The 1,397-nt window shown below is 37.7% G+C and carries 1 protein-coding gene; it reads left to right on the top strand.

Annotated features, from left to right (window positions below):
• The first annotated feature begins 238 nt into the window (after positions 1-238).
• Positions 239-823 (top strand): site-specific integrase, encoded by a 585-nt coding sequence (locus J0H12_00050; GenBank protein ID MBN9412305.1) that lies wholly within the window; start codon positions 239-241, stop codon positions 821-823.
• Positions 824-1,397 lie beyond the last annotated feature (574 nt).

The following is a 1,397-nucleotide window of genomic DNA, read 5'->3' as shown; positions in this document are numbered from 1 at the left end:
TTTATGCCGAGAATAAACCTGAATGCTTACAAACCATCGCGAAACTAGCAGCATTTTGATACAGATATTTTTTTTCATGTAGGATTAGATGGTGCTCATCATGCCATTTAAAGTTTATAAAATCCTGCCAAATAAACATAAAACTTACAGGTTTTAAGAGGACTCCATTTTTTCGCTTTGCAAATACATCCTTATTTATATAATATAGTGATAAATTAGGTAGTTGCATGAGAAAAAAATGGCTCGCGAAGGCAAGGCAAAGGTTTTGACTGAAAATGAGTTTAAATTGCTCACATTAGTCGCCAAAGAAGGAAAGTTTGGTGCTCGCAATCTGGCAATCATTTATTGCTCCTTCGGATTGGGTTTGCGTGCTAAAGAAATCGCTTCACTTACCCTTGGCGATGTGGCAAATACTCATTATCAGTTATTCGATGAAGTTAGTTTAAAACGCTCGATGACCAAGGGAGACAAGCAACGCCATGTCTATCTGACGCATAAGAAAATTCGTGAAATACTGCAAGCCCATTTAAACTCCCTAAAAGGAACCCCGCTTAACAAACCGTTGTTTCAAACTCAACGCAAAAGTCGATTCACCGCCAATACCTTACAAAAATGGTTTAGAGCACTTTATGATAAAGCAGGAATTCATGGCGCAAGTTCTCATTCAGGAAGACGTACCTTTATTACCCGGCTTATCGAGCAAGGTGCAGATATTAAAGCCGTATCTCGACTTGCCGGGCATGCTAATATTGTGACAACCGCAATTTATGTAGAAGATAATCCGGAGCGCTTAAAGCGAATTGCTAATCTGGCCTTATTTTAATGCGCCCTGGGTTTACTTTAGGTCCTTTAATTATGATATTGACGCATTAAAAAATAATGGGTTTGCTACAGCAGGAGTTAATTAATACTATCAAAAATCTCTAGGACATGATAGAAGCTCGGTTTGATGTTGTGTAATTTCATGCCTTAATGAAGAACACGAATGTATGCTTAATTTAAATCATTGAATATTATGAAGGTGAATTCAACTAACTCGTGCAGCTGTTGCCTTTATGGAAGTTGGGAAAAATGTACATTTGGACTTGTTTGCTATTACTGAAGCCGGACGAATTTAAGATAGGGAACAGGAGCTGTACACGCTTCTTTTTAATGAGGTGACTAGAGCGCTCAGGAAAAAGCTTGAGGGAGTCAGGATGACATCGCAGAATTAAGAGCATTGTTGCGGGTTTACAGCATAAATGATATAGGGGTCGTGTGGAATAACCACCAAAAGTGTTAATTCTGAATTAAATCATCTTCCAAAAATGTTGTTTTAGATGTTTTTCAAACGCATTCACCATTGCTGTTATGTCAATTTCACCGTTACTCTTTTTAAAATTGTACTTGCCAGTAAA

This window comes from Candidatus Paracaedimonas acanthamoebae, from assembly GCA_017307065.1.
Taxonomy (GTDB): domain Bacteria; phylum Pseudomonadota; class Alphaproteobacteria; order Caedimonadales; family Caedimonadaceae; genus Paracaedimonas; species Paracaedimonas acanthamoebae_A.
The sequence above is the reverse complement of the archived record's forward strand: the minus strand, read 5'-3'. Positions and strand labels throughout refer to the sequence as shown.